Genomic DNA, 17,070 nt, shown 5'->3' with positions numbered 1-17,070 from the left:
TAACGGTTATTATTTTTAATTAGAAATAGCTCAGCCACCAGTACTGGCGATGGGTTTTTTTATAGTCCCAGTACCACACACAAACGGGATAAAGCGTTGCCACCACAAAAAGCCAGACCAGGTAGACCGCCCCCAGGGAAAAGCCATAGCCCTGCAGTCCGGCTTCAAAACTCACCCACACCTCCACAATCATCAGGCTTGGGTCATAACCTGTAAGATAGACGGCGACCAGAGCAAGCAAATGGATGTAATAAATGTGAATGATGTAGAAAAACATCGGCACTTTCCCAAACAACACGCTGATGTTATAGAGCTTACCCTTAAAATGCTCTGCCCAGGCCAGTAAAATCAAAGAAGGCCCCAGGGTGATGAGCAGGTAAAGCAAAGAAGGCGGATACTTGGAGACATTGAAAAAAGACATGAGACTTTTTCCAAAATCATCGTAAATCGTCCAGGGGCTTAGGTTGCCGTAAACATTTAAGACACGTAAAACGAGAAACACAAGGATGGCGCTTAGTCCTATTCTGATTAAGAGTTGTCGTCTTGCTTTAGCGGCATAAGCTGAGGTATAAAGTCGCCCGAGATGATAGCCCAGGGGCATCACAAAAATCCAGGGAATAAACGGGTATACATTAAAGAGGGTAATGTGTTCTGTGGGTTGAATTGGTCCCTGCACATGCAGAAGTGTCCAGAGGTCACTGTACTGCCCGCCCGTGATTCCATCTAAACTGTTGTGTCCAAAAATCACGATGAGACATATGGGAATCATAAGCTTTCTGGGAACGTGAATAAACGCGGCCAGGAATACCATGGAAATCCCGAGCAACCAGATCACCTGTAAAAGGATACTGTTAAAATTGAATTGAAACCGCCAGCCAAAAGTGATGATGACGATCTCCACAAACACCAGCCACAGACCGCGTTTGACCAGCCACTGGCTGAGTTCCGATTTCAGCATCCGCTGTTGAACAAAAAAGGCTGAAGTCCCGGCCAGTAACACAAAGACCGGGGCGCAAAAATGGGTGATAAATCGGGTGAAAAACAAGGCTAAATTGGTTTGCTCGATATCGGTTGGATCAAAATAAAACATGTCCTTATGAAAGTAATCCCGGACATGGTCCAGGGCCATGAGCAGGATAACCAAACCTTTTAAAAAGTCTAAGGACTGAACGCGTTTGATAGTAGTTGTCATAAATTTTATTTTTTAAAGACCTGTTTTTTTCCATAGGTAAGCGAACGCCACAGCCATTCGAAAGGACCGAAGTAGAAATGTTTTAACCAAATGGGGCTGGTGATGAGCTGAAAAATCCAGATGCTGAATACTACATAATACAATTCGTAACGCTCCAGCTGCCCGTAAAGTCCAAACCCCAGAAAAACAACAGAGGTTATGATGCTATGCATTAAATAATTGGAGAGGGCCATTCTGCCCACAGCGGCTAAACCTCGCTGAAGAAAACCGATCATCCCTGATTTGATAAACAGCATGAATAAACCAATATGTCCTAAGGTGACGAACAAGCGGCCTATATTATAAGTCTGTACAGCTTCATAGATTTTAAGCGCCTCAAAATCGCTCCCGGTAATCAAATTCACTTCATAATAATTGATGCTTAAGCCAATGCTATATCCTATAACAGCTAGTAAAGCATAGAGTTTTATACTTCTTTCCCCGTGCAGTATTCTCAATTTGAAAAAAGCCATGCCCAAAAACATAAAGCTCAAAATATCCCAGGCTCCATAACGGTACTGGAACCAGGTTTGCATCCATTGAATTTGACTGGCTTTATACTGCATGATGTCAAAATAACTGCCGCGCATCTCTTGAATATGCTCCTGAATTTCTTCTGCTGTTTTCTTTTGTTTAGCCTCTTCCCATTTTGCCAGGCTTTCTTCAGCCTTGGCATCAGGTGTCCCGCCGTTTTCCTTTAAAAGCAGGGCCAGCTCAGCTTCCGTTTTGAGATTTTTGTTTTTGTGATAATCGCTAATATCCCATGTAATTCCTATACATATCAAAACCGCAGCTATAATCAGGAGACTCCTGACCCGCAAGTTTCTAAAGGGGAATAAAAATAAGCCGAAGAGCCCGTAGGCATATAAGATATCCCCCTGCCAGAGAAACAGCCACGAATTAACCAGGCCAAACAGCAAAAGCCAAATCATTCTTCTGTAATACACATCGGCTGTGGAAATCCCTGCCCCTTTATGAATAAGCCGTGTGGTGAGCAGAATAACACCGGCGCCAAAGAGTATGGTAAACAAACCACGCATGGTCCCTTCAAAAAACAGTTCATTGGCAAACCACACATAGTAGTTTAAACCTTCGGTATGGCCAAGCACACTGGGGTCTGAATAGGAGTACGGCAATCCCATGCCGTTGATATTCATAAGCAGAATACCCAGCAGGGCGATGCCTCTGATCACATCCAGAGCCTTGAGGCGGGCCTGGTTACGGGTGGGTTTTAGTTCAGGAGTGGTTAGGGGTTCCATAGGTGTTTTTTAAGGGATTAGAATCATAAGTGCATTCTTTTTATAGGTGTTGGATTTAATTTTTTAATCGCCCTGAAGCTGTTTTTGATAAGCTTCAGCATCATAGGTTCCTACTGATTTCTGTACCAGTCCCTGGTCACTCATGCTCCATTCTTCAAATCCGCTAAAATCCACTTTGTTTCCGGTGCCTCCGGGACCGGTATTCGTTCCTCTGAATGTCCAGTAGTACCTGTAGGTGTTTTCTTGTACTGTTAAACTGTCCATAGTTAATTTTAGATCCGGAAAGGCATGCATATAGGATTGCGCGGTCGCTGCTATCTGTTTTCTTCCGACCGCCGGTTTGCCCTTATTCACGCTTAGTGTCCCCTCTTCGGCATAAAAGGAGGCCATTTTTTCCGGTTGCTTACTGTTCCATGCAGCAGTATAGTTCCGGCCAAATGCAAGCATTTTTTCGTATTCAGGATTTTCCGATTTACACCCCGTCAGAATCGTAATAAATATGACGGTCACTATCAGAATAAAAGGTTTTGTGTTCATATAGCTTTATTTTAACGGGCACTAACTAAATCAGAATTATTTGCTTGATTATCAGATAGATTAGAATTACTTTCAGAAAAGAGTTTAGATTCATGCTATATTAAATTTTGCAATAGCCGTTTGCTGTTTTTTAAAATCGATACCATTTATAAAAAGAATAGAAATCAAGGGGGCCAGGGCAATACACAGAAAAACGTATTCCCAGGACATAGCTTCTTTTAATGTTCCAACAAGGCCGGAGCCAACGGCTCTTCCTATATTGGACAAGGCCATGAACAGGGTGAATTGAGTAGCCGCTATAACCGGCCAGCAAAGTTTCATGGAGGCTGCAAAAATGCCAATCAGGTGGAAGACATAGAATAAATAATAGAGCAAGATGAATCCAAAAATAACCGTATTGTTTTGCCAGAATTCTGAAATAAATGCCATTAAACCAATGATAAGGGTGGTAATGGCCAGGTAAATGCTAATCATTCGTTTATCACCGAAAAAATCAACCAGGGCTCCGCCAAGGAACATCCCAAACAAGCCCCCTATTATGGTCGTTGTAGAATAGGCCTGGGAAAAATGGGTATTGGTCCAGCCTAATTCCTGTATGGTAAAAATGGGTAAAAGCGTGTCGATTAAACCATACATCAGACCCAGTATAAAAGCTGCGATGAGCATCATGAGAGTTGATCGCAGCTTTATTATCTTGAAAAGACTGTGAAAGATTTGTTTCCAGTGTCTTAGCTGGGTAGTTTTAGCCTGCGGGGAGGCTGTGCCATGGGTCCAGGGCATAATTTTTTCATCTTTTCGTTCCCTGAAACAAATAGGGACCAGTATGATAAAAGCCACGCTAACAGATAAAAGGGAGACGGCGGTTGAGAACCCCAAAAGATTAATGAGAAAGGTTCCTATCAGTAAAGACAGGGAGATGCCAATGATTTTTGAACCCCACATAAGTCCGTTGGCTCTTGCCTGTTCGCGGACGGGCACAATATCTACCGCCATACCATCGGTGGCAACATCCTGGAACGCACCAAAAAAACTGACAGAGAAGCCGGCAAGCATTAAACCGTTTAAGTTATTTAAGGGATCTGCCACCTGGCCAAGGAAAAGAAAACTTAGGATAAGCCCGAATTGACCGAAAATAATCCAGGGACGTTTTCGTCCCATAGATAACAGGGTGTAGCGGTCCATCAATGGGGCAATAAGTATTTTAAAACTCCACGGAATACCAATTACAGCAACAAATGCTGCAATTTCCATAGGTGCTTTTCCATTCATGGCCAGCCATGCCGGGATAGCCATATAGGTTATGCCTTCCGGTATACCCTGAGCCAGGTACAATGCTGAAAAGCTCAGATAGCGAAGCGTCGCATTTTCAGAAAGTACTAAATTTCGTTTTATATGTCCTTGTCTCTTCATAACAAATCAGGTATATACTTAATGTCCCGGTCTCCATGTTCCGGCAGACGGAACAGTTTTATGGATTACCGATTTCCCTTGCCAGAGAAACAGCCAGGAATTAACCAGGCCAAACGGCAAAAGCCAAATCATCCTTCTGTAATACACATCGGCTGTGGAAATACCTTGGCCTTTATGAATAAGCCGTGTGGTGAGCAAAACTATGCCAGCGCCAAAGAGTATGGTGAACAAACCACGCATGGTCCCTTCAAAAAACAGTTCACCGGCAAACCACACATAGTAGTTTAAGCCTTCGGTATGGCCAAGCACACTGGGGTCTGAATAGGAGTACGGCAATCCCAAACCATAGATATACCTAAGCAGAATACCGGCGAAGGTGATGCCTCTGACCACATCCAGAGCCTTGATGCGGGCCTGGCTTTGGGTAGGCCTTATTTCTATGGTAGTTAGGGGTTCCATGTTATTGCGTTTAAGCTTTAACGCCATCAAATTCAGTAATGCTGAATCCTTTCAACATTTCGAGTCGAACGGGCTCCGTAACATCGTTCATGCTTTGTGCTCCAAAATCGAGTCCTACGGAATTTCGTAAGGGTCTTTGACCGGCGGGCAGGTTGATGAGTTCTTCAAACTTTTTCACTACTAGAGCCGGATCAGTCGGTGCGCCGGAATCTTCAAAAGCCGCCAAAGACTGATTCCAAAAAATGTCAAGAAAGCTGGAGACATGTTCGTAAGCTTCCGCGGTTTTGGTATCTTCAGGAGAAATAACCCCATGGAAAAAGTTGGTTGAGAAAGGTCCCGGCTGTACAATGGCCACATCAATACCGAGTGGCCCAAGCTCATAACGTAAAGATTCGCTCATACCTTCCACCGCCCATTTGCTGGCGTGATAAATACCGAATCCGGGCACAGCCAATCTTCCTGCAATGGAACTCAATTGAATCACAAGACCCGATCTTTTGGCACGCATCATGGGCAATACGGCTTTCAGCATGCGCAGGTTGCCAATGACATTAAGATCGAGTTGCGCCATACATTCCTCAGAAGTAAAGGCTTCTACAGGACCGCCAAAACCTCTGCCGGCATTGTTGATGAGTACATCACAATCCTCAATGTGTTTCATCGCCTCATCAACACTTTGGTCTGAAGTCACGTCTAAATCCACGACGCTGAGGGGCAGGTTTTTAGACTTTGCAAAATCTGATAATTCCTTTGCTGCTTCAGCATTTTTAGTGCTGGTGTTTCGCATGCTCGCATACACCTTATGGCCTTGTTCTGCGAGATGTTTAGCAGCATCGAATCCAAATCCTGTGCTGCAGCCTGTGATGACTATACTTTTCATGTTTAATTATTTTTTGATTAATCTGTGTTTATAAATTCGCTTTATGCTGTCCGCCGTCCACAGCCAGACAGGTGCCAACCACCCAGCTGGCACAGGGAGATACGATGAACGCAGCCACTTTTCCTATTTCATCCGGTGTTCCCAGTCTTCCGGACGGGATGGTATGGAGTATCTTATCGTAAAACGCCGGGTTTTGCGTTTTTGTAAATTCCCAAAGTCCATCCGGAAATTCTACCGAGCCCGGTGCCAGGGTATTGACCCTGATGTTGTTGGGTGCCAGCTGAATCGCTATGGTTTTGGAATAACTGATAAGCGCTGCCTTTACGGCGGCGTAGGCCGGAGGCGAACCGGCTTCCAGTCCGGATCCTGATGAAATAAACAGAAGGTTCCCACTGCCGGCCTCCTGCATCCAGGGGATCACTTTCCTGGTGGCTCTTACACTCCCCAGCAAATCCACATTGATGGAAGTTTCCCAGTCGTCGTAGTCATCTCCCAGGCTCAAAGCGGAGACATTGTTGACTAAAATATCGACTGTTCCAAACTGGCTTTTTACGTTTTCAAGAAAATCATCTAACTGTTCTGTATTCCCTATATCGCAGGTTAAGGCGATAACCTTTACCCCTTTTTTCAGAAGCTCTTTTTCCGTCTTTTTTAAGTCGTCTTTACCACGGGCACAAATGGCCACATTGACGCCTTCTTCGGCAAGATTTAAGGCAATGCTTCTGCCTATGCCTTTACTGCCTCCGGTGACGATGGCGTTTTTTCCTTTGAGTTGTAAATCCATAATAAATCAGGGTTTGAAATTGTATCCGACAGGCTCATTGTCAAAATCGCTTTGAGGCCTTTTTCTGTTTTTTATTTTTTTCTTGTTCCATTGCAATAGCATTTCTGAAGCAAATAAGGGGACCGTCCAGGAAAGCCATAAACAGGCGGGGCCGCGTTCTTCAAAAGCTGGCATTAGTTCCTGCACCAGTGAACTTTCATTCAAAAAACGAAACAGCACAAAACCAAGGCTAATGATATAGGATCTGATCATCCATTCCCGATGCTGTGGAATTTGTTTAAGCATAATAGCCCTGTAAGCCATCAGCACACTTGCCAGCCACACCAAAGCCAGAACAAAAAGCGAAATGCTCCAGGACACATTGACCTGAGGGGCTACATAAAAAGACATATAAAAAGCGCTTAAAGAAGCTATCATAATGCCGCTTATATAAAGTTTTCCTAAGCTGCGATGTATCTTTATGAAACGATTTCTGAAGGGGGTGCTCAATTGAAAAGGCCCGATAAGCAAGGCCAGTGCACCTCCTGATAAATGACCGACAAGCCACCATTTATTAGGCCAGTAATAAGATTTATAGTGTTCTATATTAAATTTGAAAAAGTAAGGGAGCACCCGGTCTATCACAAAATATAAAGCGACAAGAACCAAAATAGTAAGGGAAATTGTTTTTAAAGTTTTTACTGCAGTTAAACCCGTCATCTCTAAATTTTATAGGCTTCCAACTCAATTTCAATTAAAAACTCTGGTAAAGCCAGTTCTTTTACGCCTAGCCAGGAACCTGTCGGAAAGTGATTTTTGTAGATTTCATTGCGGTAGCTGGCGTGTTCAAGAAATTGCAGCATATTGGTGGTAAATACATCTTCCTTGACCACATCATCAAAGCTGCAGTCGTAATGTGTTAAGATCTTATCCAAATCGGCATAGCAGTTTTTCATCTGTTGTAAGAAGTCTCCAACTGCTTTAGGGTTGCCTTCATCGTTCATGCTGACAGCGCCTGAGATTTTAATATGCTGGCCTATTTTTACAGCATGTGAATACCCATAGGCTTTTTCAACCTCCGGACGAAGCCTGAAGTATTCCGGTTTTTCTGTGTTGTTTGTTGATTTTTCCATTCTTTATTATTTATGACCAGCCCTTAACTAGCTCTGATTTTTCAATACAATTCTAAAACGGGCCTTTCCTGATTTCAAATGTTCTAAAGCTTCATTGGCCTTTGGCATGGGAAATTCTTCAGTAATCGGGTAGATGTCATGACGAACGCAGAACTCTAGCATGGTTCTGGTCAGTGCCGGGCTGCCAAGGGGACTGCCTGCGACTGATTTCTCTCCCATGACTAAGGTAAATGCCGGAATTGCCATAGGTTCCAAAACCGCACCTACATTGTGAAATTTTCCTTTAGGTGCCAGGGCAACCAAATAGGAATTCCAGTCCAGGGTGACGTTGGTCGTGTTCAGGATAAAATTCAGGCTGCCTGCGATGTTCTCCAATTCCTCAGGATTGGTGGAATCCACCACACGGGTAGCTCCCATTGCTAAAATGGATTCCTTTTTGCCTGGAGTGGAACTAAAAGCAACGACCTCACAGCCCCATTTATTGAGAAACTTCAGTGCCATATGTCCCAAGCCGCCTATACCGATGACGCCTACCTTATCGGTTGCTTTTACACCGGCCAGCAGGATGGGATTAAAGACCGTGATCCCGCCACAAAGCAGGGGTCCTGCCTTATCCAGATTGATGCCGTCGGGTAATGGAATGGCCCAGGACCAGTGACTGCGTACATAATCCGCAAAGCCGCCGTGCCGGCCGCCAATAGTGAACTCCACACTGGAACAGAGGTGATGGGAGCCATCCATGCACTCATGGCAGGACATACAGGAAGCGGAATACCAGCCCACGCCTACTTTGTCTCCCACCTTTACATTTTTAACCGCATTGCCGGCTGCTACCACCTCACCGATAATCTCATGTCCTGGGACAATGGGGTAGGTGGTCATTCCCCAGTCGTTGTTGATCATGCTGAGATCCGAATGACAGATGCCACAGTTGAGTACTTTGACATCGACTTGTTCAGGACCAACAGGTCCCATGTCGTAGGAGAACGGTTCTAATTTTTGGTTCGGGCCGTGGGCGGCTAAGGCTGATACTTTCATAAGACTTACATTCAGTCGGTTTGTTTGTGATTTTAAGACTTCTGAGGGATGCGTTTAGTTGTTTAGGATCAGGAATCCGGTGATTTAAATTTCATCTGGCATTTAATCCGAAATTTTGTTCTACTGACTCATACCAGTCATCATCGCTGCAAGCGCTCCAGTCCACCCATTGTTCGTCGTTCATGGATTTGCGCCATTGAATAAATGGTTCGGCATCGGGACCAACAGGATGTCTTAATTTCCAGGTGCCACTTTCCGCCACTTCCAAAATTTTGTCCGCGACCAATGTTGATGGTGTTGGTGTTTTTAGTGATGCTGAGAACAGTCCGGCGAGACGCTTTGAATGGGGATAAAGAGACTCCTTATCTATACTGATACCGCTTGCCATCTGTGTATTTATAATCCCCGGCTCTACGATGGCAACACGAATGTTAAAGGGTTTTACTTCGCCTGCCAAAGCTTCACTTAAGGCCTCAAGCGCAAATTTACTCGCCGCATAAGCCCCCAGGGGACTGCTTGAAATATGACCGGAAACTGAGGATATGTTTATAATGCAGCCCTCCTGACTCTTTCTCATGCTAGGAAGGACGCTTTTGATGCATCGCAATACACCAAAATAATTGGTCTCCATAACAGATTTAAAATCTTCCATCTGGAGTTCTTCAACAGAGCCATGACGCTCAATACCAGCATTATTGACTAAAACGTCTATGTTTCCGTGTGTGCTGATTATGGTCTCCACACATTTTTTGACCGAGGCATCAGAGTCTACGTCCATTTCAGATATACTGATATCCAGGGATTCTGCTGCTATCCTTTGTTTAAAATCTTCAGCCATGGACGTATTGCGCATTGTCGCAAACACCTTATGACCAGATCTTCCAAAAGCAAGGGCAGTTTCAAGGCCAATGCCTTTACTTGTCCCTGTGATTAATGCGGTTTTCATTTTTTATAGTTTTTAAAAACTCAGTTGCTTGAAAGCTCATGAAGTTTCTCATGATTTGGGGAGTCATCAAATTTGATGATTTGTCCGTCCCTTAGCGTCCACATGTGTTTGAAATTTGTAGATACGATTTCGCACTCTGTGGGTTGCCGGCCGGTAACTTTACCGGTAACTTCAATTTTATCTTTTCCGACTTCCTGCAGCTGAATCTTGTCAAAATACACCCCCGTCCATTCATGGCGTAGAATAGCATATAAGGTGATGGTGTATCTGTCCCCGGTAGTATCATTGTTTAATTTCAGCTGATTTATAGCTGATGAATTGCCCGTTTGCAGCTGCATGTAAATATCCCTGACCGCTTTTTGATTCTTTCTGTTTTGAGCCTGCAGCACTGGAGTAATCAAAACAATTACCAGTACAGAGAACATAAGATTTCGAGAACTTGTCATAATTAAATCATCATAGTGAGCTTTTAAACACTCATCTTAATATTGGTTTTACTTTTCATTTAGACCTCAACTAAAATTAGTTACCTGTAGCGTCATGGAGTTTTTTGGTGTCCACATACTGCTGAAAAGCCGTGATTTTTGCATCACTCAAAGTCCACAAATGGGCGACCTGAGCATTGAAACTATTGCCATTGTTGTGCTTGGCGTCATAACGCAGGGTGGCCAGGACCTGATTATCCCTCATATTATGCAACTCGATGTCCTGTAAGTTGAAAAATTCATATTCTGAACCCACTCTGGCAAAAACACCATTTAATACCGCCTCCGGACCGATGTACGGATTACCGTCGGCATAGGCATTGCCTTCCGCTTCATTCCAGACGATGTTTTCATCCATCAGTTCCAGGACTTTAGGAATTTCCCCTGCTGAAAAAGCTTTGTATAACTGGTCGATGACAACAATGTTATTAGGATTTAAAAGAAGGGGAGAGACGTCCCAGTACCCGAATTCTTTTACAATTTTTCCATCCACAAATTGAACGGTTATATGTGCCGGTATATCATAGATATTACCATCGGTCTTGAGTATACCCTGCCAAAGCCCCCAGTAGTTTACCCAGGTTTCACCTTTATCCGTGGTAACCATTTCGAATTCATCCTTGGCGTCTACAAAATACCAGGAGGTAAAAAGCGAGGCGTCTTCTTTATTGGATTCAATAAATTCATCCAGGCTTATAGCCTTATCTTCGGTAACATTGTTAGCTATCATTGCAGTATCCGCATAATGCATGGCAAAACTCCCCCAATCCTGATCTTCATAGGCTTTGATGACCTTTTTGTAAGTCTCTATTTCCGGAGATTCCTGGGTGTAGCGTTTTCCCTGGTTCTGGCAGGCCATAATAAGGCCGAGGCTAAGTCCTGCTAAAATTAGTTTTTTCATGGTGTTGATTTATTAATAGTTGTTTTCAGAATCGCTTATGCGCTATCCTTTTTAAATAGTTTTGTATAGCCCTGCCGCCATGCTTGAGGACTATACAAAACAACACTTAGCTTATGCCGTTAAAGCGGCTGCTTTTTACAAAATATGTTCCGGCTTCTTTCTGGTTAAGATTTAGTAGGAACATAGGATAGCTTTGGCATCATATTTCCTTCCATATGCTCTATTTTCGTTACATACTGCGTAAGCTCTTTCCAGAGTTTGCCTGCATCCTCTCCTAAGAGTTTCTGGTTTTTTTCGTTTCGTTTGGCATGTTCCAGACGGCTTTCTGCTGAGCTGGAGACCAGAACATAGGCTTCTGGATTTCCAAATCCACTCATATAGAAACGATAGTGGGCCGTCGACCCTTTTTTAGAGTAAAGCTCCTTGAATTTTCCGGCTATTTCTATGATTTTTTCACGATCACGCGCCTTGTGGTATAAGATCATGTTTTTTCTATAGTTTTGACCTTCAGGGGATATATCAAGGCCAGTAGGCATATAAGAATATTTTTCACTTAACATGATAATATTATCACTGTGGGTGTCGTAATGCTTGTCAAACTCCTGAAATAGCTCAGCGAATTTTTCATCACCAAGTTTAGTCCGTGTATTTGGCATGAATTCGGTTCCCAAATCCTCCCAGCCGCTGACGGGAGTCATTGAAATAACGCGGTTGTCATCGGTCCATAAGACATGCCATCCTCTTTCTTCCTTGTTATCTTTGGCTAAGTCTGCCAGTTTTTCGGCTATTTTTTCATACTCTTCAGAACTGGAAGGATAGACGTGATCGACGTGAATTCTGTACGGCTGAATCTGCGCAGTACAAAAGGTGGCCCCCAAAAGCATTAGGGCTAAGACGTTTAAAATTTTGCTGATTGTTTTCATGATATATAGTTTTTAATTAGATAAATCCTGATTGAGTTCCCAGAGGTAAGACCAGCCTTTATCGACAGCCTTACTCCACATTTCGTTCATTTCTTTAGCTTTTTTATCACCATGTACCTTTTTGTAAACGGTAAACGGACTGTCTTTTTTATCATCTTCATCCAGAGCGGCATAACTTGGAAAGGTTTCAGATACCATATAATCAGGTGCGTCCAGGCCTCCACCCATAAAGCCATACCAATAGCCTCTTGGCTCGCCTTCTTCGTCAGCCAGAGTGCCAGAAACATCTTTGACGATCTCGTTAAACATAGCTCGATCCTTCACTTTAAAATAGGTCACCCAAACCAGTTTCATATCTGTAGATGGGTTCTTTTTACTCCATTTGGGTATGGATCTGGTGATGTCATAAACCACTTTTTCGACATGTGGCATAATAAAGTTCATGGCGACGACTCTACAGGCCTCTCCTGCCTCGTCATCATTGTCCATTTCAGCCCAGTTGGACATGTTGCCGGAAACTCCATACACGTTTCCTTCGCCCTGCACTCTTGACCAGAAGTTCCAGGAATTGGTACCGTTGTTTTCGTTGTAGCAGGTTTTCCATTTTTTGACACCTTCCAGAAACTGAGCAGCATGCCCCTGTTTGACTGTAAATTCTGTTAAGGTCAATAACTGCGAATCAACTTCTTGAGCCATGGCCACAAGCGGTAACATCAGAATAATCATCACTAATTTTTTCATAACTAATCTTTTTTATAATTTATGTTAATTTAACAGTCGAAAAGTATTCAACAAAGGCTTATCTGTCAATCACATCTTCATGTGGTTATATGACAGAAATGATTATCTTTGATTTAAATCCGCGTATAAAATTGAAAGTCAGGGTTTTAATCGGTTGTGTATTGTGGGTCATTATGTCAATGACTTCAGAACTGCTCGCTCAAAATCCCTGGCAAATAGATGTGCTTACTACCGAGCAAGGGCTGCTGTTTAGAGATGTTAAAAATTTAACACAGGACAACAATGAAATGATGTGGTTTGGAACAGAGCTTGGTTTGTTGAGGTACGACGGCTATCATTTTAAGCTTTACAATTCCAATAAAAACAATCCCTTTTTTATAGAGCAGGAAAACATCAGAGGGGAAATGCTCATGGATGACACGGCCAACCATCTCTGGTATATCGCTAATGAAAAACTCTTCAAACTCGATCTTTCAACCGATAAACTTTTCAGTTATCACAGACCGCATAACATCAGGGGTTCCGTTTTGAACCTGATGAAAAATAAGGATGGCAGTATCTGGATCATATGTGAAGATTTTGAAACCAAAAAAAACGCAAACGCCACGCAATACCTGCAAAAATTAAATGATGATCAGTTTGAAATAAAACATTCTATTTCAGTAGATAAGCTGGATTATAGCCGATTAATTTCAGATCAACAGGGTGATATACTATGGAGCACCCCTTTCGGAAGTTATAAATTTGATGCCGGCGGAAATCTGAAAGCTAAATTTGATCTGTCAAGCTTTGAATGGTATGGCTCTGAGCTGAAGTTTAATGTTTCCTTTTATGATTCCAGCAATACCCACTATTTTTTTCCACAACAGGAACTCGGAATTTTCACCTTTGATGAGAACAGCTTACAGCGTAAACACCTGTTTAAAAAAAATATTCAATTTTATTACGCCATAGAAGATTACCAAAAACACATTTGGTTTGCCGGAGAAACTGAACTTTATCGCATGAGTCCGGGAGGGGTGTTTACGGACTACACCCAACAACTTAAAGCCAGGTTTGAATATTCAAAAATCAGAGGCCTTTTTATTGATGCTTCCAAATTACTTTGGGTAGCAACAGATAACGGCTTATTTAAAATAAGAATTGGCGAGGAGTTGTTTAAACCCTTATTTAAGGCAAATAATGAAGGCTGGGGAAACTCCATGCGCGGTATCTTTGAGGATCACAAGGGGACTATTTTTGCTAAATGTGAAAACAAGAACAAAATTTTCTATCAGACCCAAAGCGGAAAAGTGGGTACACTTCAACTCAATTTGGAAAGCCAGTCCCTGGAGGCCTTTAAACATACCGCCAATTTTTTTGTCGTTGATGATGAAAAAAAGCATGTTTTTACTTTAGGAGAGACTTTGCTGAAAATCAACTTAAAAAATGGAAGCATTAAAAGCTATGACGAATTTCGTAATCATGTGACTTTTAAGGGACAAAACCCCTTAATTAAACTCAGTGATGGAAAATTGCTTTTTGGTCAAAGTCTGACTCAGTTAGTGCTTTTTGATCCTGAAAATGAAACGAGCAGGTTTGTTTTTTCTGATTCTGAAACCACTCCCGCTATTTCTAATTTCAGGTTTTTTGAAGAAAGTCAGACAGACAGTATTGTTTGGATAGGAACTCAAACTGACGGACTACTCAAAATACATCTTAGTGGATCTGTTGAAAAACAATATACCAGAGAAACCACCCCTGGTATTTCAAGAGACTGCATTCTCGTTTTAGAGGAAGATAGAGACGCGAACCTTTGGGTGGGGACTTACGGTGGAGGTCTCAATTATATTTCAGCAGATGGTCATACTGTAAAAGCCTTTACCAAATCTCAGCAATTACCAAATAACAATGTCGTGGGTTTGCTGTCCGATGATGACAATGGTTTATGGATAAGTACCTACGATGGTTTATCTCATTTGGAGAAAACGACCGGGATCTTTCAAAATTTTTATACTGAAGATGGCCTGTCACATTACGAATTCAATTATTCCTCCTTTTTTAAAGACAGCCGGGGTCATTTTTATTTCGGAGGGATGAACGGATTAAACAGCTTTAAGCCACAGGGTATTTCCAGGGAGTCTGATCCGCCAAGCTTACGGCTTTTGGCTGCAAAAGGATATAACAACAAGAACAAATCAAATTTCAAAATAGATTATAACAAAACAGAGTCTACAGCCTTAAATTTATCCCCCTACGATCAGTATTTTGAAATCGAATGGACGATGACCAGCTATTTTCAGAATCAAAAAAACAGCTTTAGCACAAAACTTGAAGGTTTTGAAGAGCAGTGGTTTCCCCAGGGTAATTCCACTTCAATTCGTTATAACCAGTTGCCGGCCGGCGATTATGTTTTAAAAATAAAAGGTAAAGATTCCCGTGGCATTGATAGTGCTTCCATCTTATCGGTTCCGATTACTGTGCGGCAGATTTTCTATAAACGCTGGTGGTTTATAGCCTTAGCGGGAGCATTTATTCTCGGTTTGTTTTATGCATTTTATCGCTATCGGCTCAATCAGGCTTTAGCAATGGAACGTTTACGGACTAAAATTTCGAGCGATTTACATGATGATGTGGGTTCCATGCTCACAGGTTTGGCCATGCAGACCGAAATGCTGGAGATGCAAACCAATCATAAAATTGATAAAACCAGGCTGCATAGAATCACAACCATGAGCAGAGATACCATCTCTCATATGCGGGATTTGGTCTGGAGTATTGACAGCAGACGAGATACCTTGGCCGATTTGCTGGAGCGCATGCAGGAACTGGCAGAAGAAATGCTCCTTCCTGCTCAAATCACTTACAGCATTGAAGCCGATGTTTCGAATCCCAACAGAAAAATCAACTTTAACTGCAAGCGGAATCTTTTTTTAATATTCAAAGAAGCCGTCACCAATATCATCAAACATTCCAATGCGGATAAGGTAAGCATAAAGATTTCCAATAAAAACGAGCAGTGTATTCTTCAGATCAAAGACAACGGCTGTGTGGGAACTTTTGAATGCGGAACAGGAATGGGTCTGGCCAATATGAAATTAAGATGCGAAAACCTCAACGGGCAACTGACTTTTGATTATGAAGACGGCTTTGGGGTGAAAGTTTACTTACCGCAAAGTATTTAATGTAAATCACATCAAGATGTGATTGGAGCTTATCGATAATTTTAATTTACTTATCCCAAAAAATTGTCAGCACAAATCAACATTGTAATTGTAGAAGATGACCCGGTGGTTCTGGACGGGCTGGTGTCCTTTTTCACTATGCAAAAATCCATACAGCTACTGGAGACTTTCGGGAGTGTGGAGCAGTTTATCCTGTGGATAAACAAGTTGGATGCGGATTTTATTTTATTGCTGGACATACAGTTGCCCGGACGAAGTGGTATTGAGGCTTTGCCGGAGATCAAATCCATTTTACCGGCACTGGAAGTGATCATCCTCACGACCTTTGAGGAAACCGATGTCATTTTTAAGGCCTTAAGCGCGGGGGCCTGTTCTTATATCTCCAAGCGAAGCTCACTGCCCAAAATCAAAGATGCGGTGGAAGTTGTGGCTCAGGGCGGTTCCTATATGTCCCCCGCCATCGCCAGAAAAATTGCAGATTATTACAAGCCCAAACCCAAAAGTCAACTCACCGAAAGGCAACTCGAAATCGTCAGCGGTATTGTAAACGGGAAAAGTTATAAGATGATCGCTTCCGATTTATTCATTTCCCTGGACACGGTAAGAAGCCATATCAAGAATATTTATAAAGCCCTGGAAATCAATTCAAAAGCAGAACTGATTCGTAAGTCATATGATGATGAGTTGTGAGTCGGTGGCGGTTTATAGTTTACAGTTGACCGTTCACCGTTTACCGTGTAGTCGAGTAATGGTGTATTCGTATAGTGGAGTAGTAGTATAGTGGAAACGGCCTACTTTTTATAATGTGAAACAGTTGACAGTTCACCGTTCACTGTTCACCGTCTAGTCGTGTAGTCGTTTATTGGTGTAGTGGTATAGTGGAGGAGTAGAAAAAGCATTTGATAATTAAAAGAATGGCCTACTAAAAAAACATTGAAAACCAAGGAAGCAGAAAGGGTTAAAAGATAAAAATCTGTTTGAAACCGACGATAGGCGGTTGAGTTATTTTTTATCTGTGGCGGGGGATTCCGTAGGGTTTTCTTATGTTTTTTTAGTCAGCCTAGACCTTTTTGGTTACTTTTTACGGCGATGGTAAAAAGTAATGGAAACTTTAATTAAAAATCGATATATATAAAATAACTTAAAACTTTAATTTCTCTAAGAGTAAAAAAACCAGTTAATTGAAAACGAAGAACGATC

17 protein-coding genes are annotated in these 17,070 nt (G+C 42.4%); 2 read left to right on the top strand and 15 right to left on the bottom strand.

Going from position 1 to position 17,070, the window contains the following annotated elements; all coding sequences use genetic code 11:
- Window positions 1–19: 19 nt before the first annotated feature.
- From BLP81_RS08075 to BLP81_RS08005, 15 genes are all read right to left on the bottom strand, one after another.
- A complete protein-coding gene (locus BLP81_RS08075) occupies window positions 20–1,192 on the bottom strand; it encodes an acetyltransferase domain-containing protein (RefSeq protein ID WP_093367950.1) in 1,173 nt (390 codons plus the stop codon).
- Window positions 1,193–1,197: 5 nt separating this feature from the next.
- Window positions 1,198–2,490 (bottom strand): DUF418 domain-containing protein, encoded by a 1,293-nt coding sequence (locus tag BLP81_RS08070; RefSeq protein WP_093367949.1) that lies wholly within the window; start codon window positions 2,488–2,490, stop codon window positions 1,198–1,200.
- A 63-nt stretch (window positions 2,491–2,553) separates the two neighbouring features.
- Entirely contained in the window at window positions 2,554–3,027 is a 474-nt protein-coding gene (locus BLP81_RS08065; RefSeq protein WP_245686435.1) for a nuclear transport factor 2 family protein, read from the bottom strand.
- Window positions 3,028–3,117: 90 nt separating this feature from the next.
- The gene (locus tag BLP81_RS08060) at window positions 3,118–4,437 is read right to left on the bottom strand and encodes an MFS transporter (RefSeq protein WP_093367948.1); all 1,320 of its coding nucleotides are present in this window, start codon (window positions 4,435–4,437) and stop codon (window positions 3,118–3,120) included.
- Window positions 4,438–4,455: 18 nt separating this feature from the next.
- Entirely contained in the window at window positions 4,456–4,896 is a 441-nt protein-coding gene (locus tag BLP81_RS08055) for a DUF418 domain-containing protein (protein ID WP_093367947.1), read from the bottom strand.
- A gap of 10 nt (window positions 4,897–4,906) precedes the next feature.
- Window positions 4,907–5,776, bottom strand: coding sequence for an SDR family oxidoreductase (locus BLP81_RS08050; RefSeq protein WP_093367946.1), 870 nt, complete (start codon window positions 5,774–5,776; stop codon window positions 4,907–4,909).
- A gap of 28 nt (window positions 5,777–5,804) precedes the next feature.
- Window positions 5,805–6,560 (bottom strand): SDR family NAD(P)-dependent oxidoreductase, encoded by a 756-nt coding sequence (locus tag BLP81_RS08045; protein WP_093367945.1) that lies wholly within the window; start codon window positions 6,558–6,560, stop codon window positions 5,805–5,807.
- Between the two features lie 6 nt (window positions 6,561–6,566).
- On the bottom strand, window positions 6,567–7,259 hold the full coding sequence (locus BLP81_RS08040) for a DUF2306 domain-containing protein (RefSeq protein ID WP_093367944.1): 693 nt from the start codon (window positions 7,257–7,259) through the stop codon (window positions 6,567–6,569).
- 2 nt (window positions 7,260–7,261) lie between these two features.
- Window positions 7,262–7,672, bottom strand: a complete 411-nt coding sequence (locus BLP81_RS08035) for a RidA family protein (protein ID WP_093367943.1) — start codon at window positions 7,670–7,672, stop codon at window positions 7,262–7,264.
- Between the two features lie 27 nt (window positions 7,673–7,699).
- Window positions 7,700–8,710: an NADPH-dependent aldehyde reductase Ahr gene (gene ahr, locus BLP81_RS08030; RefSeq protein ID WP_093367942.1), complete on the bottom strand. Its 1,011-nt coding sequence runs from the start codon at window positions 8,708–8,710 to the stop codon at window positions 7,700–7,702.
- A gap of 91 nt (window positions 8,711–8,801) precedes the next feature.
- Entirely contained in the window at window positions 8,802–9,656 is an 855-nt protein-coding gene (locus BLP81_RS08025) for an SDR family oxidoreductase (protein WP_093367941.1), read from the bottom strand.
- A 20-nt stretch (window positions 9,657–9,676) separates the two neighbouring features.
- Window positions 9,677–10,102 carry a DUF1446 domain-containing protein gene (locus BLP81_RS08020; RefSeq protein WP_143002820.1) on the bottom strand — a complete coding sequence of 142 codons (426 nt, stop codon included), beginning with the start codon at window positions 10,100–10,102 and terminating at the stop codon, window positions 9,677–9,679.
- A 76-nt stretch (window positions 10,103–10,178) separates the two neighbouring features.
- Window positions 10,179–11,042 carry a nuclear transport factor 2 family protein gene (locus BLP81_RS08015; protein WP_093367939.1) on the bottom strand — a complete coding sequence of 288 codons (864 nt, stop codon included), beginning with the start codon at window positions 11,040–11,042 and terminating at the stop codon, window positions 10,179–10,181.
- 164 nt (window positions 11,043–11,206) lie between these two features.
- Window positions 11,207–11,965, bottom strand: coding sequence for a hypothetical protein (locus tag BLP81_RS08010; protein WP_093367938.1), 759 nt, complete (start codon window positions 11,963–11,965; stop codon window positions 11,207–11,209).
- A 12-nt stretch (window positions 11,966–11,977) separates the two neighbouring features.
- On the bottom strand, window positions 11,978–12,706 hold the full coding sequence (locus BLP81_RS08005) for a hypothetical protein (RefSeq protein ID WP_093367937.1): 729 nt from the start codon (window positions 12,704–12,706) through the stop codon (window positions 11,978–11,980).
- A gap of 98 nt (window positions 12,707–12,804) precedes the next feature.
- Between BLP81_RS08005 and BLP81_RS08000 the strand changes: the two genes are divergently transcribed.
- Both BLP81_RS08000 and BLP81_RS07995 read left to right on the top strand, forming a co-directional pair.
- Window positions 12,805–15,870, top strand: coding sequence for a sensor histidine kinase (locus tag BLP81_RS08000; protein ID WP_245686434.1), 3,066 nt, complete (start codon window positions 12,805–12,807; stop codon window positions 15,868–15,870).
- 63 nt (window positions 15,871–15,933) lie between these two features.
- A complete protein-coding gene (locus tag BLP81_RS07995; protein ID WP_245686433.1) occupies window positions 15,934–16,560 on the top strand; it encodes a response regulator transcription factor in 627 nt (208 codons plus the stop codon).
- The last annotated feature ends 510 nt before the right edge of the window (window positions 16,561–17,070 follow it).

This window comes from Psychroflexus sediminis (genome assembly GCF_900099815.1).
GTDB lineage: Bacteria > Bacteroidota > Bacteroidia > Flavobacteriales > Flavobacteriaceae > Psychroflexus > Psychroflexus sediminis.
This window is presented reverse-complemented; position numbering and strand designations above follow the sequence as displayed.

What these genes read in the sequence shown, in the direction of transcription:
- BLP81_RS08035 (WP_093367943.1), bottom strand. Translation starts at nt 7,672, where the DNA reads ATGGAAAAATCAACAAACAACACAGAAAAACCGGAATACTTCAGGCTT.
- BLP81_RS08040 (WP_093367944.1), bottom strand. Translation starts at nt 7,259, where the DNA reads ATGACGGGTTTAACTGCAGTAAAAACTTTAAAAACAATTTCCCTTACT.
- BLP81_RS08010 (WP_093367938.1), bottom strand. Translation starts at nt 11,965, where the DNA reads ATGAAAACAATCAGCAAAATTTTAAACGTCTTAGCCCTAATGCTTTTG.
- BLP81_RS08050 (WP_093367946.1), bottom strand. Translation starts at nt 5,776, where the DNA reads ATGAAAAGTATAGTCATCACAGGCTGCAGCACAGGATTTGGATTCGAT.
- BLP81_RS08075 (WP_093367950.1), bottom strand. Translation starts at nt 1,192, where the DNA reads ATGACAACTACTATCAAACGCGTTCAGTCCTTAGACTTTTTAAAAGGT.
- BLP81_RS08025 (WP_093367941.1), bottom strand. Translation starts at nt 9,656, where the DNA reads ATGAAAACCGCATTAATCACAGGGACAAGTAAAGGCATTGGCCTTGAA.
- BLP81_RS08045 (WP_093367945.1), bottom strand. Translation starts at nt 6,560, where the DNA reads ATGGATTTACAACTCAAAGGAAAAAACGCCATCGTCACCGGAGGCAGT.
- ahr (WP_093367942.1), bottom strand. Translation starts at nt 8,710, where the DNA reads ATGAAAGTATCAGCCTTAGCCGCCCACGGCCCGAACCAAAAATTAGAA.
- BLP81_RS08065 (WP_245686435.1), bottom strand. Translation starts at nt 3,027, where the DNA reads ATGAACACAAAACCTTTTATTCTGATAGTGACCGTCATATTTATTACG.
- BLP81_RS08020 (WP_143002820.1), bottom strand. Translation starts at nt 10,102, where the DNA reads ATGACAAGTTCTCGAAATCTTATGTTCTCTGTACTGGTAATTGTTTTG.
- BLP81_RS08055 (WP_093367947.1), bottom strand. Translation starts at nt 4,896, where the DNA reads ATGGAACCCCTAACTACCATAGAAATAAGGCCTACCCAAAGCCAGGCC.
- BLP81_RS08060 (WP_093367948.1), bottom strand. Translation starts at nt 4,437, where the DNA reads ATGAAGAGACAAGGACATATAAAACGAAATTTAGTACTTTCTGAAAAT.
- BLP81_RS08015 (WP_093367939.1), bottom strand. Translation starts at nt 11,042, where the DNA reads ATGAAAAAACTAATTTTAGCAGGACTTAGCCTCGGCCTTATTATGGCC.
- BLP81_RS08070 (WP_093367949.1), bottom strand. Translation starts at nt 2,490, where the DNA reads ATGGAACCCCTAACCACTCCTGAACTAAAACCCACCCGTAACCAGGCC.
- BLP81_RS08000 (WP_245686434.1), top strand. Translation starts at nt 12,805, where the DNA reads ATGATTATCTTTGATTTAAATCCGCGTATAAAATTGAAAGTCAGGGTT.
- BLP81_RS08005 (WP_093367937.1), bottom strand. Translation starts at nt 12,706, where the DNA reads ATGAAAAAATTAGTGATGATTATTCTGATGTTACCGCTTGTGGCCATG.